Consider the following 23,888-nt stretch of genomic DNA (forward strand, 5'->3'; position numbering starts at 1 on the left):
CTGACGCAAGTTCAGCGGCGGAACTGGAAGATGGCCGAGCTGGTCGATGTGAGTGTGTTGTCATGCCGAACGATCCTTTAAAGGAGGCACGGTCCGTCGCTCCTCATCCACCGCTATTGCGGTACTACGGCGAGGATTATGCGCGCGAGGCGTTTGTACAAAACCTGTTCGATCGCACCGCTGGTGCGTACGATGGCATAAATTCCTGGGCGTCGTTCGGTCTCGGGAATTGGTATCGTCGGCGGACCCTGCAAACGGCTGGTATTAAGGCTGGTATGCGGGTGCTCGATGTCGCGATCGGGACTGGACTGGTAGCACGTCAGGCGGCGCGACTCGTCGGCCCCCACGGATCGGTGGTCGGGATCGACATCAGCTTCAAAATGCTCCTGAGAGCACGCGCGATGATCGACGCTCCCCTGCTGCAAGGCCGTGCCGAGCAACTGCCGGTACGAACGACCAGTGTTGATGCGATCACGATGGGGTATGCCTTGCGCCACGTTGCTGACCTCTCGGATACGTTTGCTGAGTTTTACCGTGTCCTGCGTCCGGGCGGCAGGCTCTTGCTTTTGGAGATTGTGCGTCCGAAAGGGCGGCGAGGATATGCTCTCGCAGAGATTTATTTGCGACGGATCGTGCCAATGTTGGCCGGCATAACGACGAGGGTTGACGAGACGCGGACGCTGATGAGGTATTTCTGGGACACGATCGAGCATTGCGTGCCTGCTGGCGCCATCACCCAGGCGCTTAGAGACGCGGGGTTCGCTGATGTGCGGAACATCAACGAATTCGGCGTGTTCGTTGCCTATCTTGGGCACAAGCCTTGAGTGCCGCTGTCGTGGTGATGATCAGTCGGCCGCATGCAATCACGATGCCCCCACATTGGCAGGCGAATTCCACGCGTTCAGTTGAAATTTGCTGGATCGCAATTTCGAACGTCTGATTCGGAAACAGCGGCTTGAGGAATTTGACCCGGCTCACTTCCACCATACGGCAGTCGCTATCCTGATCTTCGAGCGCGGCAATGACGCGCTGCAGGATCACCACGCCCGGCACCAGCGGGTGGCCCGGGAAGTGTCCGGAGAGGCTGGGGTGATCGTCTGAAACGCATGCCGTACGTTTACTCATCAACGATGCCTGTCACGTCCCCCGGTGTGTCCATGCAGCAGATCAAGCAAAGCGTGCCGTAGCAACTTGCCGCAGGCGTTGCGCGGCAATCGATCGACGATGATCAACGGACGTGGGAGGAACAACGGATCGATGAGGCCCATGAGGGCGGTAAGGATGTCCCGACGCGAGAGTAACGGAGCGACTACCGCAGCCGCGAGGCGGGTTCGACGCCCAGAGCTTTCATCGGGGATAATGAATACCCCGTCCTCGATGCCATCGATCCCGCGAAGGACGTGATCAAGATGGGCGAGCGACGTGCGCTTGCCGGCGATATTGACGATATCCCGAGATCGTCCGGTCAGGGCGAAGCGTTCTACGCTCCGTAGTTCGATGGTATCGTTGATTGGCACTGTGCCGGACAGGTGTGGTGCGACGAGTGAGCCATCGCGAATGGTCATACTGTCATAAAGGCGCCAATCGGTCTCGTTGACCGTTCGCCGGCTGGCGATCGAGCCGGCTTCGGTAAATCCGTAGATCTCCAGTACCGGGGCTGCAAATGTCCGCTCCGCTCGAGCGGCCAGATCGGCCGGCAACGGCGCCGTCGCCGAGATGACGAACGCGATCGGCGGCCAGGTGAGCGTGAGGTCGACGCACGCGGCAAGGTGCACCGGTGTTGTCACCAGTACGGGACGAGGCGCTGAGTCCGCCAGCGCCTGACGCACGTCGTCGGGAAAGAACGGCCTGGCGGCGTGAACACCGATACCGATAACGAGCGGTAGCATCACGCTCGTTTCAAAGCCGTACATGTGCTGCGGCGGCACGGTGGCGACGATAGCCGTTATGTCCTGTGCGGCAAAACCGAAGCGGCGTTCGGCGAGGCGTGCGCCTTCGACGAGCTCGCCCCAGCGCTTGGGGTGCGGTTGGGACGGACCGGTGCTACCCGAGGTAAACGGCACAGCGACGATTTGGTCAGTCGGGATCGGTGGAAGCGACAAAGCGCCGTCTTGAGCATCGCGGTCTCCGATCCAGGATGCGAGCGCATCATCGCGCAACCGATAGCTATTCGGGAAAAGGTGCTTCGCATTCTCAACGTCCGCATCGATGCGGCTCGTTGGCAGAAGGCAGGCCTGGCCGCGGCTGGCGACGGCCGCGAAGGCGACCGTGAACAGATATCGATCCTCGCAGAGGTTGACCGCGTAGGCGTTCTCCGGCAAATGCGGCATCACAGCCATTACGTCAGCGCGAAATTGCCTTTGCGTGATCGCCTTTCGATCGCCGTACCAAGCGAACCGAGAGTTTTCAGCTTGCGACGATGCTGACCAAAGTGCGGTGGCAGAAGCTTCCATCGGGCGAAACTTATTTGTAGACGGCTCCGGGGGAAACCGCCGGCAATGCGCGGTCGGCGGTAGCACGGCGGTGTTGAAACTCTTTCGCCGCCACATCGCTGAAGCGAACAAGCGCGACATTGCGCGTTTGCATTAGCGTAGTGAACGCGCTGCTGCTCAGGTATGCGAATTCCTCCGCTCGCAATCTTGGTGGGTGGCGTGGATCGCCATACTCACCATCATCGAGCCCCGGATGACACATTACGAGTGTGCCATGGGCAATTCGATCGAGAAAGCAAGGAAACAACTGCGCGAACGAGGGGCGGGGGCTGAACGGCCGGATGCCGCGGAAATGGCGGTTGCTGGCAATTCCGTGGCGTGCGGCGAGGCGGCCAAATCCCAGACCCAGAAGCGTGATTGTCAGCGCTTTCGCAACTACTTTCGGATGCCAGAGCATTTCTCCCAGTGATTGGCAGGAATTGCGTAACCACGGCTTGCCATGCGGGAAGCGCCGGCAGAGGGCGTCAAAAACCGCGGCGCGGATAACCGGCAGTTGGTGAACGTGCAAATGACCGTCGAGAAAATCGGGCGGGCGCTTCATTACGGCAATGAAGCGATCGATCTGGCGGTCGATTTCTGCGGCGATCTCGGCCCGGTCGATACGATCAAACAAGGAGCGAATCACCAAAGATGTCGGTTTCGGAAAGGTTCCTTGCGCAGCCAGTACCGGCATCGGTCCCATCGGCCCGCCTTCGGTAAGACATACGTGCAGACCGACATCGACGCTATCGGCCATGGATCGAAGTTTCGAGCCTTCGTCTGGCCAGTACTCGGTGGTCATCATGCAACTCACGGCAGAGAGGCGAGAGGCGGTGATGAGGTGACGAATGGCTGCGCCGACGGCGGGTGAGAGACCATAATCATCGGCGCATAGCGCAAATCCGATCGGAGCTTTTGCCGTTACGGGGTCGGCAGGAGTAAGTTGCAGTGCGGTCATGGGTTCCTAACGATATTCCTCAGATTTTGGGCAGGCGGACGTACGCATTCAAATCAATCTATATGCACAATTACGCGATAATAGTCATTGCGTTTGCCTCCGATGGATCTCAATGAGGTAGGGCGATGTGCGCCGGAACACAGCGGAAGCGTGCAGCGTGCTAAGCAGGATTCCCTTGGGCGATCCACATATGGCAGGCTCTGGTGGAGGGATCACTGGATTTTGGTGTTGTCATGGCGGGCCGTCCTCGGGTAGTGACGACGGCGGAGCAGTGCGAGGAGTTGCGTGCGCTGGCCGGTTCGCCGGATCGGGCGGAAGCGGATCGGGCGCGGTCGATTTTGTTGTCGCTGCAGGGTTGGTCGAGCGCTCGGATTGCCGAAGCGTTTTCGGTCGAGCCGAACAGCGTGCGCCATTGGCGCTGGACGTTCGGTCGCGAGGGGTGGCGGGCCTGCGCGCCCGCAAGGCACCGGGGCCGGAGCCGGTGAAGGCGCGGGCGGCGCTGGCGGTGGTCTCGGCAGTGCTGACGGACGAGGTTGCCGATCGGCGGAACTGGACGCTGCCGCGGTTGCAGAACGAGATCGAGCGGCGCACCGGCGAGCGGATTTCCAAGTCGCGGCTGAGCGTGGTGATGCGCAAAAGGGGGCTTTCGCTGGCGGCGACCCCGGCACACGCTGAAGGGGCGGCAGGACGCCCAGGCCGTCGATCGCTCCGGCCTGCGGCTTCGTCTGCTGAAGCAGCAGGCCCAGGCCGGCGACCTCGTGCTGCTGTTCGAAGACGAGTCCGAGGCGCTCACCCATCCTTATCTCGCGCATGTGTGGGCCGGGCGCGGCGCCGACCTGCGCGTCGCAGCGCCCGGCCAGGCGCGCAAGGTGGCGATGATCGGCGCGCTCGACTTCGCGGCCGGCACGCTGGTCGTCGAGACCAGCCGGAGCAAGCGAAGCAGCGATTTCATCGCTCTGCTGACGCGGCTCGACGAGCTCCATGGCCCGCGCCCCGGCCGACCGACGAAGCCGGTCGTGCTCGTCATCGACAACGGTCCCATTCATACCAGCAAGGCGTCGCGTGCCGCCCTCGCCGCGCGGCCATGGCTGTGCGTCGAATGGCTGCCGAGGTACGCCCCCGAGTTGAACGACATCGAACATGCTTGGCGTGACCTGAAGCGGCATTTCCTCGCCCATCAGACCTTCCGAGACCTCGACCATCTCGACCGCGCCATCCATGCTGCCGTCACTGACCTCAACAACGAACGCCAATCCAAAACGTGTGCAAACCTACGAATCGCTGCTTAGCTGTAGTGACGCGATGAGCCCACGTAATACGCGATGGACAAGCGCTGTGCTGCACCGGGTCGTGCGGCCAAGGCATCCTTGAGGGTGACCTCGTATTCGGCGCGAGTGGGATCGTAGGTGCGTGGATCGCGGGCCAGAAACCAGTCGAGCGCGTCGTCCCAGAAACGTACGGTCCATCGGGGCAGAGCGCGTTTGATCGCCTGCGCCAAGGCGAGGCCATCAGCGGCAAAGCGAACAAAGTCGAAGCAAGATCCGCTGATGTCTTCGAAAGCCTGCGGATCGCAGGCCTCGTAGCGGTCGTTCCACGCGGCAAGGCGCGTTAACAGGTCATCGTCGATTGGCAGATGCCCGATCGCGCGTGCATCGGCGTCGGCAAGGAGAAAACCGTTAGCGGCGTAATCGGCGATAATGCGGACGGTCGGCATGCTCCCATCACGGCTCAGTACTCTTGCAGGCGAACGCAGGTCGTTATCACAAGTACTGTCGCGCAGAAAAAACTGCGAGGCAAGGCCCGGGGCTGTCTGGAACAGGGCTATCGCATTTGGCCGATGATGGATCTGGCGAAGTCATCGGGCCAGCCGGCGCGTTTTCGCTTGCGGCTGACGGCGAGCTTGGGTCGGGCGGTTTGCAGCAGGTTGAGGGTCAGCCGGCGCAGGATGGCGAGGTTTTCCGGGCCGTTGTCGGCGCGGTTGCGGGCGGTGTCCTCGTCGAAGGTGACGTCGAGGACCCAGTGGAGGCCGTTTTCGATGGCCCAGTGGGCGCGCACGGCGCGAGCGAAGTGTTCGGGAGTGAGGCGGGCGGCGGTGATCTCGTTCTCCCCGGCACCACCGCCCGCTGGCGCACGCTGAGCCGCGCGTCCGCGCCGAAGGCGGTCACCACATGCAGTGGCGAGCGGGCGGCGGCGCGGTCGAAGGAGCGGCGCAGCGTCTTGCCGTCGATAGCCAGCACCCCCGTCCCGTCGGCGCCGAGGTCGGCGAGAAACGCCGCGAAGGCCCGCGCGAAGGTCGCGGGGTCGGGAGCCGGAACACCCGGCTGAACGTGTCGTGGCTGGGCAAGCCGTTCTCCAGCCGCAGGAACTCGCGCAGGAGCGGCTCCCGGTCCTCGGCGAACTTGGCAAAGTCGACGCAGCTTTCCGCCCCGCACACCGACGCCACCAGCGCGATCGCCAGGATATCGAGCAGGTCGTGGCGCTGCGCATTGCCACGGCGCGGGTCCGGCATCTCCCGGAAGATCGTGATCAGAGACGGCATGGGCTCCCTCCCAACGAAACCCATGACAGAATCCAAATCATCCCCCCGCAACCAACGATACTTGCGCCCCCAAATCGGCGCGTTCGCCGGGCGATCTGCGCTTGTTCGCGGCAAACGTCAGCATCGCCGCCAGATCACCGCGCAACTCGATCGCCAGCTGGCCGCGCTCCGGCACCAGCGTCACCCGCTCGATCAGCGAGCGCAGCAGCGCAAGCGCCTCGGCCTTCGCGGCCTCGTCGGCCAGCACCTCATGCAAGCCGCCGATCCGTTGCCGCCAGATCTCGGCCATGTTCGGATGCAACAGCGGCGGCGGCTCGTGCGCGTTGGCCAGCTTCGAGGCCAGCTCGGCCTTACGCGCCTCCAGTTGCTCGATCTTGTCCTTCACCTTCAGAGCGTCCACGCCCTTGCAGATTGCCTCGACGAGCCGGTCGAGTTCGCGGTCGATGCGCGGCAGCTCCGCTTCCCACGCCGCCTGCGATGCCCGCTCTTCCATCCGCAGCCGGTTGATCTCCGCCGTGAACTCCGCGCAGAACTCGCGGAACAGCACCGGCTGCATTAAGTGCGTCCGCAGCCCACTCAGCACCGACGCCTCCAGCGCGTCGCGCCGAATGTTGAGCCGGTTGTTGCAGGTGCCCTTGTTCCGCGCGGTCGCGCAGCCGAGCAGGTGCTCGGAGATTAGGGTGTAGCCACCACCGCAGCAGCCGCACTTCGCCAGCCCGGCCAGCAGGTGCTTCGGCCGACGACGGCTGTTCATCGGGTTCGGGTTGGTCTTGTCCTTCGGCGTGTAGGCGAGCGCACGCTGCCGTTCCTTCACCCGCTTCCACAGCGCGTCATCGACGATGCGCAGCTCGGGCACATCCTGAATGACCCACTCGTGTTCGGGATTGAGGCGGGACACCCGCTTGCCGGTCTCCGGGTCCTTGACGAACCGCTGCCGGTTCCACACCAGCCGGCCAATGTACAGCTCGTTGTTGAGGACGCCATTGCCGCGCTTCGGGTTGCCGTGAATGGTCGATGGTCCCCAGGAATTGCCGAACGGCCCCACTACGCCGTCCCGGTTCAACGCCCAGGCGATCGCTCGCGACGACTTTCCGTCCGCGTATTCGCGGAAGATGCGACGGACGACTTCGGCTTGCGTCTCGTCGATAATCCTTTCGCCGCAGATGGGGTCGCCGGCCTCGTCCGTCTTGCGCACGGCCTTGTAGCCGTAGCAGAGTCCGCCGCCTGACTTACCGGCCTCGATCCGGCCGCGCAGCCCGCGCCGTGTCTTGTCCGCCAGGTCCTTGAGGTACAGCGCCCCCATCGTGCCCTTAAGGCCGATGTGCAGTTCGTTGATCTCGCCCTCGGACAAGGTGACAATCCGCACTCCCACAAAACGCAGCCGCTTGTAAATCCCGGCGATGTCCTCCTGATCGCGAGACAGACGGTCGAGGCTTTCGGTCAGGATGACGTCGAATTGGCGACGGCCGGCGTCCGCCATCAGCGCCTGAATGCCGGGGCGAATTAGCGAGGCGCCGGAAATCGCGTGATCGGCGTACTCCTCGACAATCGACCAGTCGTTGCGCTCGGCATGCAGCCGGCACAGCCGCATCTGATCCGCAATCGAGGCATCCTTCTGATTGTCGCTCGAGTATCTGGCATAGATAGCGGCACGCATCTACTTTCTCTGCTTGTGCCGCAGGTACCATTCTCGGGCTGCCTGCCTTGCTAGCAGGTGTGTCAACTGTACGAGTCTGGCATCCGGCGGCGTGGTGTCCTTGGACATACTAGCCGCTTCCGCCGTGCCATGTAACTCACCTTCGCCGACATCCGTTTCAGCCTGATGTTCTCCGCCGGACCGTTTGGGCTCTACCGGGCGCCGCATGAACGGGTCTCTAGCGAGCGCATGAAAACCGCGTGCACAATTGACGCCTTGTCAAATATGGCCCATATGAACCAATATGGTGTATGGGACGCGCATTTGATCAACATCTGCCACGCGACGAAGGCCTGTCGCTCAGCGATGCGATCGAGAAATACTCCGATCCCGCCTTGTGGGACGCGTACGTGCAGGCATTCCATGCGGCGGCGGGCAAGCACCGGCAAACGCTTATTGTCTCGGGCGGTGCGTGGCCGTCCGTAGACCAGGACACATATTCCCGGGTACACAGAGTTAATTGGCTGGTCCGTGCCTCCGAGCGAGCTTGGGGCGCGCTCCTCGCTGACTTCATCGGCCGCCTGCGGACGGGTAGGTTGGTCGCTTCGGGCTATCCAGTACCGCTGGGATCCGAAATTTGCCGGAAGGTTATCCCGGGCGATCTGTGGGACGTCCTGTGTCCAAAATTCGGCCTTTGCGGCGCACGCGGCGGCGGTCTCGAGTTCGTGGCAGTGCGGGTATTCGAGCCCTCGGAAGCCGTTGCCACAGCGGAAGCCCCCAACGTGTCCGCGCATTATAGCAAGGTGGCGCGGCGCCCCGGTCGACCCACGATTATGCCGGAGATCATCGCCGAACTGCAGCTGCGTGCTGCGCGCCGAGAACTCGCCGCTACAGTCACAGAGGAAGCTCGGTACTTGCAAGAATGGGCGGGGCACTCGCTTCCAGGTCATAATGTTCCAACAGTCAAATCGATCGTTGGCAAGATAGGACCCGTATACAGGAAATTGTCAGCCGAATAATCAGCCTTAAACGAAAGCTGGAAAATGATTTTCGGCGACTTTTATGGCGCTTTTTAGCGCTTCTGTAGGAGCGTAAAACAGCCCTCGGTCAGTAGGACGAGGGTCATGACGAATAGATTCAATGCTGCTGTTTGCGGCTGCGGTGTCAGCCCGGTAAAACAACTGCGCGCCTCGCCCGATCGCCGATTTGCTGTCATCGGCAGACGACACTTGCAGCCACTGTCAGCGGCGAGGGCGGCATGAGCGATCCCGACGACGATGACGAAGACGGGCGTTCCCGCGAGGCGAGGGTCGTCGAAGGGATCAACGATGCGCCGGAATTGCCGCCGATCGAAAGCCCGGACGAGCTGCCCTACGGCCAGTGGGACGGCGATGTCGACAGCTATTGCGCCTGGCGGACGCTAAACGACCTCGGCAATGCCCGGCGTCTGCAGGCACGGTTCGGCCAGGACTGCTGTTCCGTCCATGGCCTCGGTTGGCACGCGTGGCACGAAGGCCGTTGGAACCGCGAGGATGGCGAAGACCGGGCGCAGGTCGCGGCGCAGAACACGGCCAACGCGATCCGCGGCGAGAGCCGCAAGCTGATGGGTGAACATCCCGAGCGCGCCAAGGCACTGCTGACGCACGCTCGGCGATCCGGATCGTCCTGGGCGATCAGCGCGATGCTGCGCGAGGCGCGCCCGCATCTGAACGTGCCCTTGGCGGCACTCGACGCACGGCCAGAACTCGCCAACGTCAAGAATGGCACGATGGAACTCGACCGCGATCTTCGCTGTCGCCCGCACCGACGGGAAGATTATCTAACGAAGCTGATGCCGATTCGATACGATCCGGACGCGGGTTTTCCTGTTTTTCGCGAATTCCTCGCCACAATTCTTCCGAACGTCCGGGTCCGCGAGTTTCTGCAACGGTGGTTCGGCTACTGCGTGACCGGTTATACGCATGAGCAACTGATTGTGATGTTTCACGGTGCAGGAGCAAACGGCAAGTCGACGTTGCTGGATACGTTGCGCTTCGTTATGGGCGATTACGTGCAGATTTTGCCGTTCGCGTCGTTGCTGCAGGACGATCGCAAGCGCGGCTCGGAACCGTCGCCGGATATCGCCCGGTTGCCCGGTGTGCGGCTGGTGACAGCATCCGAACCCGAACTCGGCCGGGCGTTTTCGGAGGCGGTCATCAAGACGTTGACGGGGGAAAGCACCATCCTGGCGCGGCACCTGCGCGAGGGCTTCTTCGAGTTCGCTCCGCAGTTTAAGCTGGTCGTCAGCTGCAACAACCGCCCGAAGGTGCGTGGACAGGACGAGGGCACCTGGCGGCGGCTTCTGCTGGTGCCGTTCGACCAGACGATCCCCCCGGAGGAGCGAGACAAGCGACTGCTGCAGCGGCTGCGCGCGGAAGCGCCAGGCGTTTTGAATTGGCTCCTCGAGGGCGCGCGGCTGTACCTCGCGGACGGGTTGAACATCCCCGGCGAAGTGCGGGCGGCGACGTCTGATTACCGCATCGAAAGCGATCCGCTCCGCCCGTTCCTTAGCGAGTGGTGCGTTCGCGGCCCGGGGGTCGGCAACGTTCGCGCAAAGCGTCTCTACCGGGCGTATGTGCTCTGGTGCGATGAGCAGGCGCGCGATCCGATTTCACAGACCCGCTTTGGGCTGAGCCTGGGCGATATGGGCGTCGCGAAATGGTTGTCCAACGGCGTGTACTATCTTGATATTGCGCTCAACGAGATGGCGGCGGCGATCGTCGAGGCGGACGACGCCCGCCGCAACGAACATGGCGGGCATCGCGCCGCAGTTCCGGCGGAGAACGGTTGAAGCTCGCTCGTGCGCGAGCGCAAGTCTTTGACTTGCCAAAAACTCTTGAACGGTTGGAGGCGTTGGAAGAGTTGGCTTCCGTGACGCCTGCCCGGTAAGCCATTGATCTTCCAGCATACTGTGAAAGGTTGGAAGGGATGGAAGGGCTGTGACGCCCTACGTATTAGGCGCGCATACGTAATATGTATGTAACTAAAACCTTTCCAACGCTTCCAACCCATAAAGCAAGTTATAGATTACAACGGGATAACGTGGAAGGGTTGTGGAGTAAAACCCTTGCAGCTCTTCTAACCCTAGAAGGAAAGCTTATCCGTCAAAGGCGTGGAGCGAAAAGGAACAAATGAACATCCGAGAATACCGAAGGCGAAGCGGCGGATCGAGCCTTAGGACGGGTATCCCGAACGGATCAACGAAGGATCCGACAGCGGCGATGGTCCGGTTGATCTGGCCGTAGGTACTTCCCGGCGCCTTCGCAACACGGGGCGATTAAGCGCGGCATAGCGCCAGCGATAGGCGCCGAATTTGGGTTGCCGGCTAGCCATGCCGCCGACGCATCTCTCCGGAATGCCGACGATGACCAATGTGCGGTTTCAGCCCGAGGCGATCGAGCGGATGGCGATCCGAAATCATCGCCGGTCACGGCCGGCATCTGGCGGCGCGCCTGCCGGGGCTGCGGGAAGTCCCGGTAATCCGCTTGGCCCATCTCTCGCCGCTGCCGGCGGCGGAGTATGCGACGTCCGGCGCGCGCGGCAACGGCAGGGGCAAGGCGATTGCCGCGGCCGGCTAGAGCGATTTCACGATGACTGTCGATATCCGCAATTGGTGATGTAGTTTGTGCATTCCCTGGAGGAGAAGCTGTCGAGGAGGCTTCTGATTTTGGTCCAGAGGTCGTTGATGGTGCGGGCAGCGGCAGTTCTGAGGAGTTGCTTGAGCTTGGCGAAGACCTGCTCGATGGGATTGAGGTCCGGAGAATAGGGTGGCAGGTAGAGGACGCTGGCGCCACGGCTTCGATCGCTTGGCGGACACCTTCGACCTTGTGCGCGCCGAGATTGTCCATGACGACGACGCCGCCTTCGGCGAGGCATGGAGCCAGAACCTCCTCGACGTAAGTGCGAAAGACGCGTCCGTTAATGGCGCCGTCGATGACGAAAGGGGCGGTGATGCCGTTGCTGCGCAGGGCGGCGACGAAGGTCGAGGTTTTCCAGTGGCCGTGCGGGACGGCGGCGCGCAGCCGCTGGCCGCGCCGGCAACGCCCGCAGGTGCGTGCCATGTTGGTGGTCGCCCAGGTCTCGTCGATGAACACCAGGCGTGCGGGGTTCAGTTTCGGCTGCCGCTGTCGCCAGGCGTCGCCGGCGGCGGCAACGTCAGCGCGCTCCTGCTCGGCGGCATGCCGCGGTTTTTTTTGAGCGTCAGCCCGAGCCGGTCGAGGGTATTCCACAGCCCACCGATGCTGGTGGTAACGCCGTGCTTTTCCGAAAGCCAGGCGCGCAGCTCGGCCAGCGTCACGTCGGGCCGCGCCGCGACCTCAGCGCTGATCGCCTCGTGGTGGACCGCCAGCTTGCGGGCAAGATGGCAGCGCTGCGGCCGCGCCGTCGTCTCGCCGGTCCGCATCCGCCGCAGCCGCGCCTTGTAGATGTAAGACACGCTCACCCGGAACAGCGCCGCCGCGTCGGCTGCCGTCATCCCGCCATCGACCGCCGCCAGCACCCGCTCGCGCAGGTCCTGCGAATACGACTGCCCTCGACGCCAACCCATCGCCGCCTCCGGCCCACCAAAACCGGAAACCGATGAACGTATGGCCCGCCCCGTCCGCAAGGGGTGTTTCGGACTTTGGCGCTGTCCAGTCTGCGTCAACGTATCCGGTCTCGGGTTTTGCCCGGCCAAGATGGAGATCCGCGCAGCTTGGTCCTCATAATCACAACGGCCTCGATCGACCGTTCAATGGGCCAGGGTTACAGGCTGCCGTTCGACTGTCAGGCCATCTTCCTTTCCACCACCCGCAGACACCGTCGGCCGGTCGTCACTGCGACGCGCGTACCGTCCCCGGATCTTCATGCCGCGGCAAGCTCCGCGTCGTAAGCCCGGCCATGGGCAAGCACCGCCCAGACGATCCGCGCCAGCTTATTGGCCAAGGCGACGATGGCGACGTTCTTCGGGCGCGCGCCAGCAAGCCCCGCGCCCATCTTCCCAGCGGCGTCGGCTGATCAGCGAGCCGCGGCAGAACCGCTCGCGCGCCATGAATCAGGTTCTTGCGCAGGTAGCGGTTGCCGCGCTTGCTGATCCCGAGCAGATGCGGCTTGCCGCCGGTGGTCCGCTGTCGCGGCGTCAGACCCAGCCATGCCGCCATGTCGCGTCCACGCCCGAAGGTCCGGGCATCGCCCACCGCCGCCGCCAGCGCCGTGGCATTGATCGTGCCTATGCCGGGGATCGTCATCAGCCGGCGCGCCGCCTCGTCTTCGCGCGCCAGCGCCGCGAATTCCGCATCGAAGCCGGCAATCCGCTCGTCGAGGGTCCGCCATTCGCGACGCAAATCCTCGATCAGCAGCCGGATGCGCGGGCTCAACCGGCTGTCGTCCTCGTCGGCGAAGGTGCACAGCTCCACCGCCAGCTTTCCGCGACCTTGCGGGACAGTGATCCCGCGCTCCAGCAACAGAGCGCGCAGATGGTTGATCAGCGCCGTGCGCTCCGCCACCAGCCGCTCGCGCCCCCGATGCAGCGCCTGCACGTCGGACTGCGCCACGCTCTTCACCGGCACAAACCGCATCGTCGGCCGCGTCGCCGCTTCCGCAATGGCCTCGGCGTCGCGGTCGTCGTTCTTCTGCGCCTTGACGTACGGACGCACGTATTCCGGCGACATCAGCCGAACCTCATGGCCCTGGCCGCCAAACACCCGCCCGAGATGGTGCGCCCCACAGCAGGCCTCCATCGCCACAACGCACCGCGGCAACCCGTCAACCAGCCGCTCCAGCATCTCGCGCCGCACCCGCCGCCGCAGCATCACCCGACCGGACCCGTCCAGCCCCACAACACTGCAGACGTTCTTACCCAGATCAATCCCCAGAACCGCGATGTCCATGCCCGTCCCCTCCTTCCTCAAGGCGCCATCCTACCGGATGCCGCAGAAAGGGGCGGGCCATCCCATAATCACACAACCCCCCCCCCCCGGGGGAATCCAGATTCTACTCACCGTGAAACCGCTCTGACGCCATCCCGGCAGGGGCGGCGATGCCGCTCGATCGGGCGCGCGGCAACCTGACGTTCGTGCACGGCGATCGCGCGCCCAGCGATCCGGTCTCGCGGCAGATCCTCGACGCCGGCTCCGGCACCTCGATCTTCGATCCGATGCTGTGCGAGATCGCCTACCGGTGGTTTTGCCCGCCGGGCGGCGTGGTCCTCGATCCGTTCGCCGGCGGCTCGGTGCGCGGCATCGTCGCCTCGCGCCTCGGCCGGCGGTATGTCGGCGTCGATCTTCGCGGCGAGCAGATCGCCGCCAACCGGGCGCAGCAGCATCTGGCCGGCGATCCGCCGCCGGACTGGCGGGAAGGCGACTCCCGCGATATCGCCGCCATCGCCGCCGGCATCGAAGCCGACTTCGTGTTCTCCTGCCCGCCCTATGCCGATCTCGAACGCTACTCGGACGATCCGCGGGATTTATCGACCATGGATTATCCGCGGTTCCGCAAGGCGCTGACGGCGATCGTCGCCGCGGCTTGCCGCCTGCTGAAGCCCGATCGCTTCGCCTGCTTCGTCGTCGGCGACGCCCGCGGTGCCGACGGCTGCTACTACGGCCTGCCCGGGCATACGGTCGACGCCTTCGTCCGCGCCGGCCTGCGCCTCTACAACGAGGCGGTGCTGGTCACGGCGGTGGGCTCGCTGCCGGTGCGGGTCGGCCGGCAGTTCACGGCCGCCCGCAAGCTGGGCAAGACCCACCAGAGCGTGCTGGTCTTCGTCAAGGGCGATCCCCGCCGGGCGACCGAAGCGTGCGGCGCCGTCGAATTCGCCGAGGCGGCGGACGCGGGTGGCGAGGCCGTCCTCGACGACGATCCCGCGGCGGCGTAGAGGGTCGCGCCATGGACGTCGCGCCGCCGATCGTCGAAACCCACGAGCGCATCCTCGTCGTCCGTGACGACCGCTTCCCGGGCGGCACCAAGGCGCGGTTCCTGCCGGCGCTGTTCGCCACCGCCGACGAATTGGTCTACGCCACGCCGGCGGAGGGCGGCGCGCAAACGGCGATCGCCCAGGTCGCGGCGGCGCTGGGCAAGCGGGCGACGCTGTTCGTCGCCGCCCGCGCCCGCCCGCATCCGCGAACCGCCCAGGCGCGGGTTCTCGGCGCCCAGGTCGTCGAGGTTCGGCCGGGGTATCTGTCATGCGCCCGCGCCCGTGCCCGCGCCTATAGCGCGGTCAGCGGCGCCCGGCTGATGCCGTTCGGGCTGGATTTCCCAGAAGCGATCGCGGCGATCGCTGCCGCGGCACGGGCTACGGGGGTGGCGCCCGACGAAGTCTGGTGCGCGGCCGGCTCGGGGGTGCTGGCGCGGGGCCTGGCGCAGGCATGGCCGGACGCCCGCCGGCACGCCGTCCAAATCGGGCGGGCTTTGGCGCCGGCGGACGTCGCCGGCGCGATGGTGCATGTCTATCCGGCGCCGTTCGGGAAACCGGCGCGATCGTCGCCGCCGTTCCCGTCCGATCCGCATTACGACGCCAAGGCCTGGGACGTTTGCCGCGTCCGGCGCGGTGCGGACGCGGTGCTGTTCTGGAACGTCACCGGCCCGGCGGCGGCGTGACCTACGCCGCCTGGTCCTCGCGCGGGGCGTTCTCGAGCGCCTTGACGCAAAGGTCGCGATAGCGCGCCATTGCCTTCGGCGAGGACGAATAGGGCTTGATTTCGACGGCGCGCAGCCCGGCGATATCGCCGGTTTCGGCAAGATGGACCAACGCCGCGAGCTTCTTGCGATACGGCGCATGGGTTGCCGCGGAGAAGTCCGGGACCGGCGGCAACGCGCCCGCTTCGGCCCGTTCTTCGCCTTCGCGAAGCCAGGCGCCACGCGGCGCGTCGCGGCGGGCCGGCGGTGCCGGCGGCGCGTTCTTCGCCTGGGCGGCGTTGCGGGCCTTGGCAAGCGCGTTGAGCGCCCGCTGCTGGTCCTGGGTGAAGTGCTGCCAGACGGTCGAAACGGCGCCGATGTCCGGCTCGGGCGGTGTTTCGCCGGTATGGAGCGGAACATGCGCCATCGCCGCCCAAAGCGCGCCGCAAAGGTCCGGCGAAACGCCTTCCCAGCATTCGGCGATCTGGTCCGGGCGGATCAGGCCCAAAGCGCGGTGCGGCCGGACCGCCCGCGTCTTGGCGGTGCGCGCCGGCGCGGCGTCTTCGAAGCTCTCGACGGCCGCGTCGGCGGCCGGCAGCTCGGCCGACGCGGCGGTGGCATCGATCGGCGCCCACGTCCAACCCTCGTCGGTCTGGAAAAAGCGAACCGTCTCGGGATCGATCCGCGCGGCGGTCGCGGCGCGGCGGGCGTTGGCTTTCTTGCTGTAGTGGCTCATCGGTCCGTGCTCCTGTGGGTTGTGGTAGTGCAGACAGTATGCTCGCTGGCGGCCACCAGCGAGGCCCATGTGGGGCAGAAAGAGCAAAATACGCGAGCATGTACAGCAACTTAAAGATCAGCGCACGGTCACCTCGAGGCGCTTGCCCAAAGCCCCGGCGGCGGCCTCGAGCCGCTTCACCTGGATGCGCCGATCGACGATGACATCGAGGCCGGCGTCGCCTGGCCGGCCGGCTACGTCCATGTGCCGCTCGGCATCGATGCCGAGCGCATCAAGCAGCTGGTCGCCGAGCAGCTGGTCAGCGTCAAGACGCGCCGCGGCTTCGAGCGTCTCGATTGGCAGAAGCTCCGCGAACGCAACGAAACGCCCGACTGCCGGGTCTACGCCCGCGCCGCGGGCTGGTTGGCAGGCATCGACCGATTCGGCGATCGGCTGTGGCGGACCCTCGAAAGCCGAACAGCGGCTGCGGACCAACCGCCGCGATCGCCCGCGCCGTCCGGTATCCTGCGGCGACACACGCGCGTCGCCGTCGCCAGCACATGGATGACCGACTGGTGGCCAGCCCCGCTGAACTGACCGCGCTGATCGACGTTCTCGACAAGGCGCGCGCCACCGGTTACGCCCGGGTAATCTACGAGGGCCGCAGCGTCGAGTATCGCGGCCTCGATGAGATCGACGGGGCGCTGACTCCCAGCTCGCCGCCGGAACCCCGCTGCCGCGACGGATCTACGTCTACCAGTACGGCAAGGGGCTGTGATGATGCAGCGGCTGTTCCGACGCGAGCGCGGAGCGCCGCAAGCGGCTCGAAAGCGCGATGCGCTCGCGCCGGCTGTTCGCCTGGTTGCCGCAGCTGCGGCGCGAGTGGACCGACGAGGCCGACGCCGACGGGATCACCGACTTCTACGGCCTGCAGGCACTGATCGCGCGAGATGTTCATCGCCGGCGAGTGCTTCGTCCGCCTGCGTCCCCGGCGGCCGGAGAACGGGCCGCTGCAGCTGCAGCGGCACCAGTCGGAAATGCTAATCTTGAACCGTGAGAACCCAAGACTTCAACAACGACCACCGATCAAATCTCTGTTTATCGAGGCACCAGCAGCGCATACCGCCCTAGTCCTAGGCTTGTGTGACTGCCGGCGTGGCAGATCTCGCCGATCGCGAGCAACGGCATCAGCGGCGCCAGCCCGCCCTCAATCATCACCACCAGGCGCCGACCGGCCATCGGAATCCACTGTCCCTGGCGGCGGGAAAAACGCTTCCAACGATCGGGCAGATGATCGAGCACCTGAACGTCGAGTGCCGCCGCCTGATCCTTCAACGCACGGAAGTCTGAATCGACCGATGCATCCTGCCAGCGCGCCAGCCCGCTCACCCGGTTGCCGAGGGTCGCGATCAACGTCGCGAGGTTGAAAGAACTCTCGTTCGTTTGATCAGTGCGATCGCGCTCGGCAGGGTGCTTCAGACGGATCTCGAGCGGCGTCTCGAACGCGAGCACCAGGGCGGCTGGCGCCTCGGCGGTCGGGATCGACTCCTCGCTCCAGTACCGCCTGTCGATCACCTCCAGCAGCCGACCCCGACAAGACGCCGTCCGGCAACCTCGGACCAGCGCCTCTGCTGCCGTCTCCGTCCAATCGGTGGCGAAGCCGAACAGGGTCAGCCGCACCAGTAGGTCGGCGCCGTCCGCGAGCAACGCCAGCACATACGGCTTGGGGATTTCGAGTGCCGGGGTGATCCGGCCCTGGGTGCGGAAGAACACGTCGAGCGCGCACGGTGGCTGCCAGCCGCAGGCGCCGCCGGCGATCGCTTCCGCCGATGCCGTCGCCTTCAGCTGTTCCCCCCAGGCGCCACGCAGTTTACCCGCGAATTGCGGAACGTCGACCACCGACCGCGCGCCACGACACCGCACCACCACGATACTGTGGAACCACTGCTCCGGAAGATCGGTGAGCGCAACCCGGCGCGCCGGACTCAACAGCCGTCCCGCCAGCCCGTCTGCGGAGCCCGCCACCTCACAACAACCAGAAGTCATGGTCTTCCATGATCGGTGCGCCGCCAATCTGCCGGCAGCGCGGCAGCGAGTCGGCGCCGACCGCGTAGACGCGCAGACTATCGCCCGGCGCCATCTCCGGCTCGAGTAGACGAACAATCCGCTCGGTCGCCTGAGCCGACAACCGGGTCTCGAACACGCTCTCCTGCACCCGCACCATCATGTCTTCTAGGATCTTCGCGACCCGCCGTCGCCGCCGGTCGTCACCAATGTCGTAGCTGAACACCATCAGCATCTCGACCCGCGCCATCGCCCTCTCTTCCTCGTCAATAATCCATGGCGTACGGTCGGTACGGCTCTTTTCCCCGGCAATGTTCGGCATACGCGACCACCTGCTCCTCCACCAGCCGCCGCCACTGTACACGGTTACCGGTGCGCGGGCTCTTGATGTCTCGCTCGAGCCAGTTCTCGTAGCCGCGGATGATCGGCCCATGCCCTTCGCGGCCGAGCCGGATGGTTCCGTCCCCGAGGGTCGCGAACATCTCCTTTTGCACGATGCGGTTGTTGAACAGGTAGACTGCCAAGCCTTCGGCGAGCGGCGCCCGGAACTCCTCCATCAGGTCGTAGACGCAGGCATGTTCGCCGTCCCCGGCCGAGTGCAGTGCCCCGAACCCCGGATGCAGACCGTGCCGGCCCGCCAGCACAAACAGATCGCGCCCCAACAGCGAGGCGAGATAATTGAGGACGACGTTGAAAGCGTCGGCTGCAGGGCGCCGCTGCCGCTTGAAGCCGTCCCGGCTCGCCAATGCCCAGTCCGGCTGCACCAACAGCACCAGCGTCGGCCAGTAGAGGGCGGTCGCCGCCCCCTCATGTCCCAGCAGCGCCGGCACGTCGTACGCAACGCTCAACCGCCGGATCATCTTGTTGAGCCGGGTCAAGGGCTCAAGCACCGCCGCGTTCTGATGTTTGCGGTTGAGCCGATGCAGGAGCGCCCGCTGGTTGCGCAGCCGGCCCTCGACGATCCGGCGCGCCAGATCGACCCGTGACTCCTCCGCCATCACGGTCCGCGCTTGTGCCAGATGTAGCGCCGCGTGTTCGGTCTCGGGCGGCGCCAGTATGCCGATGGTCTCGCCGTGACCATTGACGAAGTGAATGACCGTGTCCGTCGCGAGCGCTTGGCGCAGCGCTTCGTCATCGGCGGCGCAAGCGGGACCGATCTCGATCCGGTCCACCCTCTTGGGCGGGATCGCAATCAGTTCCTGCCGGCCGCCGAGGCCCTGCTGAACCACCGTGAACGCCTGATTGCGCAACGACAGCACCCGGCCCGGCTCCAGGAGGTAGAGCACGCGCAGTCCCGGATCGAGCCCGGCGGCCCGATCGGCCGCGAGCTCCGCCTCGGCCGTTGCCTGCTCCGCGTCCCTGGTGGCGATCCACCGCAACAGCTGCTCGCCGGCGTCGGCGCCCTGACCTTCCTCTTCTGCCGACTTCGGCGACGGTAACACGATCGATCGAACGAACAGGTGGCCGAGGAAGCGGAATCCCTTATCGAAGCTGACGACCTTGGTCTTCTCCGGGTTTAGGCCGAGGCCGTGCTCCGCCAGCAGTCCTCGCATCTGTTCCAGCGCCTGCGCCGCCTTGGCTTCCTCGCGCGCCAGGATGACGAAATCGTCGGCGAACCGAACCAGCCGCAGCCTGGCATGCAGCTTGACGAAATGTTCGTCCACGGCATCGAGGTAGAGGTTGGAGAGCAGCGGCGAGAGCGGCGAACCCTGCGGAATGCCGACGCCGGGGCTGTCGAGCGAGAGCGCTCCAGCCTCCAGCCACAGCGCGATCAGGTCGGCCACCAGGTCCGCCCCGGCCCATCCCGCCAGTGCCTCCTCCACCTTCGCCATCAGCGGCTCGTGCGGGATGCGGTCGAAATAGCGCTCGATGTCGCCTTCCAGCACCCAGTCGAAGCCCTGTTCCCGGCAGCGACGGATCGTGTCGACCGCCTGCTGAACGGACCGGCCCGGCCGATAGGCGAAGCTAACGTCTTCCAAGGACGGATCGATAAGGGGTGTCAGAGCCTGCGTGATCGCGGTCTGGGCGATGCGATCGATCACCGCCGGCACCGCGAGTTGACGAGGCGAGCCGTCCGTCTTCGGAATCTCGAACAATCGCAAGGACTGCGGCCGGTAGGTCCCGTCGCGGAGCCGCCGATGCAGGCCGAGCAGGCGAGGGGCTGCCCGTTGCCCGAACGCCTCGATGGTTACACCGTCCGCGCCCGCGCAGCCGGCGTTCGTGCGGACACGCGCCCACGCCGTTTCCAACCGGTCGAGCCGGCTGGCGCGTTCGAAAAGGTTGTCGTCGCCGGCGAGCGTCGCCATAGTGGCCTCGGCTTTCAGGGCGGGTCTTTTCGTCGGAATCGGTTCTCCGACCCCGTGGAAGAAGCAGCACGCTTATGAAAAATATCGAGAAAACCAAGTTTTGGGGAGGCTTTCGAGGGCGAAAGGCTTCCGAAAATGCTTGATGCCCCTTCAGCCCGCGGAAAGTATGGTAAAAAATCCGTTTGCACCAAGTGGTTTCGAGAGGGTAAGAGTGCTCACCCGCCGCTGAAGGAAGCGGATTGAAACACGAAGTCGTTGGTTGTGAAGGGGAAGGTGATGCTAGAGTGCTCACCCGCCGCTGAAGGAAGCGGATTGAAACTCGCGTCGGTGCCGTTCGCGGTCAGGTTGGTGGGGGAGTGCTCACCCGCCGCTGAAGGAAGCGGATTGAAACTCTCCTGCCTCTCCTCTTGACTGAGAGAAGAAGCAAGAGTGCTCACCCGCCGCTGAAGGAAGCGGATTGAAACAACGCCTGGCCCCAAAGGCCGTTTGTCTCTGCATCGAAGGAGTGCTCACCCGCCGCTGAAGGAAGCGGATTGAAACGAAGTTGAGCATACAGATAAGTAACTCTATAAGGAGTGCTCACCCGCCGCTGAAGGAAGCGGATTGAAACTTGATGAAAGACATAGGTGCACTCTCAGCAGGAGTGCTCACCCGCCGCTGAAGGAAGCGGATTGAAACTCCTCGAGCGAAAGCGGCATGTCGCGAAGCCCAGAGTGCTCACCCGCCGCTGAAGGAAGCGGATTGAAACCGAGATTGCGGATATCTGAATTGCTCATTTCTGGAGTGCTCACCCGCCGCTGAAGGAAGCGGATTGAAACGCCTTATATTTTGGCAATCTTTCTTCCCCCCTCGGAGTGCTCACCTGCCGCTGAAGGAAGCCGTCTTGTGCTCAGAGGGGTAAATGCAGTAAGAGAAGGGCAAGCGATAAGAAGCCGAGCTGCCCCTGCATGCGGCCAGTGAGGGGTAGAGATGGCTCACCTGGGGAATTGCGCTGGGCCGGCTGGGAGAGGGGTTTACGATTACCAGCGAGAGCCAATCGGGCGGGAAGGCGAGGGGGCGGGAGGCGGCCCGAGGACGGGTAACACGGGTCCCATTCATAGCCGCCGTCGCGCTCAAGTCTTTCGGCGGTGCAGATTGGCGTGTCATTCTGGTCGTCCTGCCGCTGTTGATCACCCTCAGTTGGTGCACGGATGCGGCAGAGACGTTGGCGGTTAGCTCATGGCCTGGGTTCTCCTGGGCGTCACTATGCCTCTTTCCGATCGTTGCCGCAGGTATTTTGGTGCTAGCGCGCCGTGCCAGCAGAAATCTGAGGATTTCGGTCGAACAGACCGAACCCCTGCCGCGACGAGCCGTGATCCTGTTCCTCAGTCCCCCCGGCGTGAAACTGGTCGATTCAGACATTCACGGACAGGATATCCGCCAGCGCGAAGTCCGCGATAGACTCGGCTCATCGCCATGGCGGATGCCGGCTGAGGCCATTGCTCACCACAGCGGATGGCTTCGTGAAATTGTCGTCATTCCGTCTTGCACCATCGAGTCGATCACAGGAGGAAAGCGACAGGGCACCTGTGACGAGTTCGAGCGATTCGTGAAATTGTTCGGATCGATGTTTCTGGACCGAAGCACCGCTCCTCGAATCCGTTCCCTCCACGAACTCACGGGGAAGCCGGCGTATGCCGCCGGCATCGACTTCGAAAACGCGACCGCTCTGGTGCAGGCCGTTCACGACGCCTACGAGGCCCTGAACCGGGAAGGGCTTCACGATCGCCACATCATCGTCGACATTACCGGCGGACAAAAGCCCCCAACAGTTGCTGGCGCTATGGTCGCGTTGAGCGAGAACCGCGAGTGTCAGTACGTCAGCATGCACGACATGCGGATTCTAGCGTACGACTTTATCTACATCGTGAATTGATGTGTAGGGCTGTGGCAAATTGGGCCGCGTAGCGGCGATGGTAGGTGCTGCCGCGCCGGAGCAAAATCCGGCCAGTGGTTAGGCTGTCTCCTTTTTTGGGGGGCGGCCGGGGATGTTTGCCGTGGAAGTGTACGCCGCCGTTCGGCATTTCATTTTCATTGAGGCCGACAGTCACCATCGAGTTCGGCGATCAGCTGATCGGTTTCCTTTCCAATTTTGGAGCGGCGTACGTGCGTGCGAATCAAGTCAGCGGCCACCTCGCGCTCGGCGATCGACAGGAGTCGCAGCCGATCCAGCCACTCGGTGCGGACCTTCTTTAACCGGTGCCGCGCAGTGTCCTCCCTCAATCCTTCCAGCCAGGCGGAGAAACTCGCCACAATCTCGCTTGTAACTTTCGGGCGAACCGTGATCACCCGGAAAGTGCTTGCACGGCCGTAGCCGAGGCTGGTCTTGCCACCCACGCCCCATTCGGCGAGTGCGCGCTTGAGCAACTCGATGGCAAAGTCCGTCCAGTCGGACGGCCCGCTCAAGGCAATCAGAAACGAGGTTTTAGGCCGGACGCTAAGGAATCGCACCGGGTGGGGGTCGTCATAATCCGACGGAGCGTTTTGGCCCGCGCTATCGTAATAGCTTTTTTGGTGGACAGTCAGAACATCGGAAGCCAAGGGCTTGTCGTCTGGTGCGCTTCCGGGGACGTACAGCGCATCGTGAAACACGACGGCGCCGCGAATAGCAGCGGCGCGGCCAAGGCCGTTCTCGCCGTCGGCATCGGACGACCCGAACAGCGTGCGGTAAACCTCGCCCGGGCCAAACAGGATGCGCCGGTCCCGCCATGTCACACCCTGGTATCGGGCACGCTGCTTGTTTTCTTCCGACAAATCGGGACGGTCCGGCGCGAGCCCGGCCACAGCGGGGCCGTATAGCGTCTCGACATACTGGGCGAGCAGGCCCTTCAATGCCGAACCCGGGATCATCGGCACGCCCCAGGTGCGATGCAGGGTCAGGCCGACGTCGGTCGCCGACCCATTGCCGTGGCCGACCAGCAGGCGGCTCGCCAGGATCATCTCAATAACCCGCGAGCGGCTGCCGACGAAGCTGTCCTGCCAGCGATCGAAGGCTTGGTGATAGTCCGGGCTGACCGGTTGGCCGGCGAGCCCTTTCAGCCAATCGTCGAGGTGTTGGTCGTCGACTTTGCCGGTGTCGCCGGAGACGTCTGCCCAGACCTCATAGGCGAGACCGGCATGGTCCGGGATGCCGACTGCTCGCATCGCGTTCCGCATCGCGCGAGCCCCTCACTCGAACTCGGCCTGGACCGCCCGGCGGAACCAGGCGGCGAGCCTGAACATCTCGCGAGTGGCCAGCATGTAGCCGTCGAGGTCAAGTTCCCGGACCTTGCCGGCCAGCCTCTGTCCGGCGGTCCCCTCCAGACCAGGAATGCCTGCACCCGCCAGGTGATCCAGCAGCAGCTTCGTGCCCTCTCGCTTCCTTATGCGTTCCAATGCCGCCATCGCCGCTGCCAGTCCGCTGCGCACGAGTGTGCCGGTGAACGTCTGCAGGGCAATTTCGTAATCATCGCGGCAATCCTGGACACCCGCCACCTGCTTGTAGGCATAAAGGACCCGTTCCTGGTCGCGCAGGAGCTTGCACTGCGGCTG

Annotated in this window: 19 protein-coding genes, 5 pseudogenes and 1 CRISPR repeat array; of the genes and pseudogenes, 10 read left to right on the plus strand and 14 right to left on the minus strand. The window is 64.4% G+C overall.

What is annotated here, in order from left to right; translation table 11 throughout:
- Nucleotides 1-62: 62 nt before the first annotated feature.
- Nucleotides 63-824, plus strand: a complete 762-nt coding sequence (locus IPK66_08110; protein ID MBK8175215.1) for a class I SAM-dependent methyltransferase — start codon at nt 63-65, stop codon at nt 822-824.
- Here the strand turns inward: IPK66_08110 and IPK66_08115 are convergent.
- From IPK66_08115 to IPK66_08125, 3 genes are all read right to left on the minus strand, one after another.
- Nucleotides 778-1,125 carry a hypothetical protein gene (locus IPK66_08115; protein ID MBK8175216.1) on the minus strand — a complete coding sequence of 116 codons (348 nt, stop codon included), beginning with the start codon at nt 1,123-1,125 and terminating at the stop codon, nt 778-780. The genes IPK66_08110 and IPK66_08115 overlap by 47 nt on opposite strands.
- The gene (locus IPK66_08120; GenBank protein MBK8175217.1) at nt 1,125-2,330 is read right to left on the minus strand and encodes an acyl-CoA synthetase; all 1,206 of its coding nucleotides are present in this window, start codon (nt 2,328-2,330) and stop codon (nt 1,125-1,127) included. Before IPK66_08120 ends, IPK66_08115 begins: the two co-directional genes overlap by 1 nt.
- A 133-nt stretch (nt 2,331-2,463) precedes the next feature.
- A complete protein-coding gene (locus IPK66_08125; GenBank protein MBK8175218.1) occupies nt 2,464-3,429 on the minus strand; it encodes a ChbG/HpnK family deacetylase in 966 nt (321 codons plus the stop codon).
- Between the two features lie 233 nt (nt 3,430-3,662).
- Here IPK66_08125 and IPK66_08130 point away from each other — a divergent pair, with 233 nt between their 5' ends.
- Together IPK66_08130 and IPK66_08135 are read left to right on the plus strand one after the other, a co-directional pair.
- Nucleotides 3,663-3,914, plus strand: a complete 252-nt coding sequence (locus tag IPK66_08130; protein MBK8175219.1) for a helix-turn-helix domain-containing protein — start codon at nt 3,663-3,665, stop codon at nt 3,912-3,914.
- Between the two features lie 186 nt (nt 3,915-4,100).
- On the plus strand, nt 4,101-4,718 hold the full coding sequence (locus IPK66_08135; protein ID MBK8175220.1) for an IS630 family transposase: 618 nt from the start codon (nt 4,101-4,103) through the stop codon (nt 4,716-4,718).
- Here the strand turns inward: IPK66_08135 and IPK66_08140 are convergent.
- From IPK66_08140 to IPK66_08150, 3 genes and pseudogenes are all read right to left on the minus strand, one after another.
- Nucleotides 4,715-5,143 carry a hypothetical protein gene (locus IPK66_08140; GenBank protein ID MBK8175221.1) on the minus strand — a complete coding sequence of 143 codons (429 nt, stop codon included), beginning with the start codon at nt 5,141-5,143 and terminating at the stop codon, nt 4,715-4,717. The genes IPK66_08135 and IPK66_08140 overlap by 4 nt on opposite strands.
- Nucleotides 5,144-5,250: 107 nt before the next feature.
- Nucleotides 5,251-5,968, minus strand: a pseudogene (locus IPK66_08145) (ISAs1 family transposase).
- A 37-nt stretch (nt 5,969-6,005) separates the two neighbouring features.
- On the minus strand, nt 6,006-7,625 hold the full coding sequence (locus IPK66_08150) for a recombinase family protein (protein MBK8175222.1): 1,620 nt from the start codon (nt 7,623-7,625) through the stop codon (nt 6,006-6,008).
- Nucleotides 7,626-8,862: 1,237 nt separating this feature from the next.
- On the opposite strand from IPK66_08150, the gene IPK66_08155 reads away from it, so the two are divergent.
- Complete coding sequence (locus IPK66_08155) at nt 8,863-10,434, plus strand: hypothetical protein (protein MBK8175223.1); 1,572 nt, start codon at nt 8,863-8,865, stop codon at nt 10,432-10,434.
- Nucleotides 10,435-11,014: 580 nt separating this feature from the next.
- Nucleotides 11,015-11,221, plus strand: coding sequence for a hypothetical protein (locus tag IPK66_08160; GenBank protein MBK8175224.1), 207 nt, complete (start codon nt 11,015-11,017; stop codon nt 11,219-11,221).
- Between the two features lie 7 nt (nt 11,222-11,228).
- Here the strand turns inward: IPK66_08160 and IPK66_08165 are convergent.
- Both IPK66_08165 and IPK66_08170 read right to left on the minus strand, forming a co-directional pair.
- A pseudogene (locus IPK66_08165) lies at nt 11,229-12,189 on the minus strand (IS630 family transposase).
- A gap of 296 nt (nt 12,190-12,485) precedes the next feature.
- Nucleotides 12,486-13,510: pseudogene (locus tag IPK66_08170) on the minus strand (IS110 family transposase).
- Nucleotides 13,511-13,752: 242 nt separating this feature from the next.
- Here IPK66_08170 and IPK66_08175 point away from each other — a divergent pair.
- Both IPK66_08175 and IPK66_08180 read left to right on the plus strand, forming a co-directional pair.
- Nucleotides 13,753-14,493, plus strand: a pseudogene (locus IPK66_08175) (DNA methyltransferase).
- A gap of 11 nt (nt 14,494-14,504) precedes the next feature.
- A complete protein-coding gene (locus IPK66_08180; protein ID MBK8175225.1) occupies nt 14,505-15,215 on the plus strand; it encodes a pyridoxal-phosphate dependent enzyme in 711 nt (236 codons plus the stop codon).
- Between the two features lies 1 nt (nt 15,216).
- On the opposite strand, the gene IPK66_08185 is transcribed toward IPK66_08180, so the two are convergent.
- Nucleotides 15,217-15,969 carry a hypothetical protein gene (locus IPK66_08185; protein MBK8175226.1) on the minus strand — a complete coding sequence of 251 codons (753 nt, stop codon included), beginning with the start codon at nt 15,967-15,969 and terminating at the stop codon, nt 15,217-15,219.
- Between the two features lie 180 nt (nt 15,970-16,149).
- Here IPK66_08185 and IPK66_08190 point away from each other — a divergent pair, with 180 nt between their 5' ends.
- The gene (locus IPK66_08190; GenBank protein ID MBK8175227.1) at nt 16,150-16,545 is read left to right on the plus strand and encodes a phage terminase large subunit family protein; all 396 of its coding nucleotides are present in this window, start codon (nt 16,150-16,152) and stop codon (nt 16,543-16,545) included.
- Nucleotides 16,546-16,828: 283 nt separating this feature from the next.
- A pseudogene (locus IPK66_08195) lies at nt 16,829-16,970 on the plus strand (phage portal protein).
- 76 nt (nt 16,971-17,046) lie between these two features.
- Here the strand turns inward: IPK66_08195 and IPK66_08200 are convergent.
- From IPK66_08200 to cas1, 3 genes are read right to left on the minus strand one after another with little or no spacing between them, the layout of a single operon-like run.
- A complete protein-coding gene (locus IPK66_08200) occupies nt 17,047-17,973 on the minus strand; it encodes a hypothetical protein (protein ID MBK8175228.1) in 927 nt (308 codons plus the stop codon).
- 1 nt (nt 17,974) lies between these two features.
- Nucleotides 17,975-18,262 carry a CRISPR-associated endonuclease Cas2 gene (gene cas2 / locus IPK66_08205; GenBank protein ID MBK8175229.1) on the minus strand — a complete coding sequence of 96 codons (288 nt, stop codon included), beginning with the start codon at nt 18,260-18,262 and terminating at the stop codon, nt 17,975-17,977.
- A gap of 16 nt (nt 18,263-18,278) precedes the next feature.
- A complete protein-coding gene (gene cas1, locus IPK66_08210; protein ID MBK8175230.1) occupies nt 18,279-20,318 on the minus strand; it encodes a CRISPR-associated endonuclease Cas1 in 2,040 nt (679 codons plus the stop codon).
- Between the two features lie 209 nt (nt 20,319-20,527).
- Nucleotides 20,528-21,207: a CRISPR direct-repeat array (repeat unit 37 nt; unit sequence GAGTGCTCACCCGCCGCTGAAGGAAGCGGATTGAAAC).
- A 462-nt stretch (nt 21,208-21,669) separates the two neighbouring features.
- On the opposite strand from cas1, the gene IPK66_08215 reads away from it, so the two are divergent.
- A complete protein-coding gene (locus IPK66_08215) occupies nt 21,670-22,233 on the plus strand; it encodes a hypothetical protein (protein MBK8175231.1) in 564 nt (187 codons plus the stop codon).
- A gap of 155 nt (nt 22,234-22,388) precedes the next feature.
- On the opposite strand, the gene cmr6 is transcribed toward IPK66_08215, so the two are convergent.
- Together cmr6 and IPK66_08225 are read right to left on the minus strand one after the other, a co-directional pair.
- On the minus strand, nt 22,389-23,501 hold the full coding sequence (gene cmr6, locus IPK66_08220) for a type III-B CRISPR module RAMP protein Cmr6 (protein MBK8175232.1): 1,113 nt from the start codon (nt 23,499-23,501) through the stop codon (nt 22,389-22,391).
- Nucleotides 23,502-23,525: 24 nt separating this feature from the next.
- The gene (locus IPK66_08225) at nt 23,526-23,870 is read right to left on the minus strand and encodes a type III-B CRISPR module-associated protein Cmr5 (protein ID MBK8175233.1); all 345 of its coding nucleotides are present in this window, start codon (nt 23,868-23,870) and stop codon (nt 23,526-23,528) included.
- Nucleotides 23,871-23,888 lie beyond the last annotated feature (18 nt).

It is taken from the genome of Rhodospirillales bacterium, assembly GCA_016712595.1.
Taxonomy (GTDB): Bacteria; Pseudomonadota; Alphaproteobacteria; order Rhodospirillales; family Defluviicoccaceae; genus Defluviicoccus.